Consider the following 1,252-nt stretch of genomic DNA (forward strand, 5'->3'; position numbering starts at 1 on the left):
TCCTTGGCCTCGTTCGACGCCGTCTTTTCACCGCGGATCGTCAGTGTACCGTCGTCGAGCAGCACCTCGATGTCTTTCTCCTCGAGGCCCGGCACTTCGGCGGCAATCTTCAGTTCCTTGTCGCCATCGGTGATTTCGAGTTTCGGCCAACCGGTACTGAACGGTGTCAGGGCGCCGGCACGGGCCGGCACGTCGAAGCCGCGGAATACGTCGTCGAACAGCCGATTCATCTCGCGGTGCAGCGACAGGAACGGGTCGCCGTCGAACGAGCGGGTCGCGGGTTGATTGGTCCGGCCCCAGGGGATGATGTCGCGCATGTTCATGGATGCCTCCTCGTACTCAGTCTTGAAGTCCTCGATACGGGTAGTTGTGATCTGGAAGTCGCCCGCGTATCGCGGGTGCGCTTTCGATTTGGGCGCGGTTGCGCCGTCGTCAAGGGGCAGGGTGGTAGTCCCGTGGGAGGGGCTCGAAGATTTTTTTCGCGCACCGTCTTGAAAACGGTAACGCCGTGTCCAAGTCATCGGCCGTCCCGGTTTGGAAGGAGGAATTCGGGAGGACCACAGATGCGATCTACCAATTTCGAACACAGCTACGCGCCTGGCGCCGCCAGCGTCACGGCCTTGCGCCCCTCGGCAACGGTCTATGATCATCCCGACCAGGTGCTGCGCGACGACGCGCTTTGCACCGCCGAAAAGCGCGCCATCCTCTCCTCATGGGCGTCCGACGCCAACGCCGTCGAGCAGCAGCCGTGGCTGCGTCTCGCGCCGGGGCACCGCAATCCGGTGCCGCTACGCGCGATCCTCGACGCGCTGCAGCGGCTCGATGACGACGATCCGCCGCCGAAAGGCGGGGCCTCGATCCGGCTGAGCGGCGACCGGGCCGCTCAGCATGATCCGTCCGACGACTACCGGCCATCATGGAGGAGGCATTATGGTCTGGCGCCACGTATCAACCAGTTTCGACCCGTCCCGCTGCCCGGAGTGCGGCGCGACCATGCGGCTCGTGCGCGTCGAGCCACGACCGGTCGGACACAAGGTTGAATTCGAGCGCCACATCTATCGCTGTGAAGACTGCGCCAATACCAGCCGGTTCGTGATCGACCGGCAGGCCGCGGACTACGCGTTCGCGTAACGACGCCGATCCGCGTCCCGCGATGCGGCGGCCGGGCGCTAACCCGGTTGCCGCATCATCTTCCGCCATAGCGGCTTGACCAGTTCCAGCCCGATCCGCACCAACAGCCCCCCCGCCGCGG

At 65.0% G+C, this 1,252-nt stretch carries 2 protein-coding genes; one reads left to right on the forward strand and one right to left on the reverse strand.

All coding sequences use genetic code 11. The features are described from left to right. A partial coding sequence (locus DYI24_RS26775; protein ID WP_164574477.1) for an Hsp20/alpha crystallin family protein occupies positions 1-323 on the reverse strand: 323 nt, incomplete at its 3' end. A gap of 240 nt (positions 324-563) precedes the next feature. Between DYI24_RS26775 and DYI24_RS26780 the strand changes: the two genes are divergently transcribed. After that, positions 564-1,040, forward strand: coding sequence for a hypothetical protein (locus DYI24_RS26780; protein ID WP_164574476.1), 477 nt, complete (start codon positions 564-566; stop codon positions 1,038-1,040). Positions 1,041-1,252 lie beyond the last annotated feature (212 nt).

This window comes from Rhodopseudomonas sp. BR0C11 (assembly GCF_010820945.1).
GTDB lineage: Bacteria > Pseudomonadota > Alphaproteobacteria > Rhizobiales > Xanthobacteraceae > Rhodopseudomonas > Rhodopseudomonas palustris_H.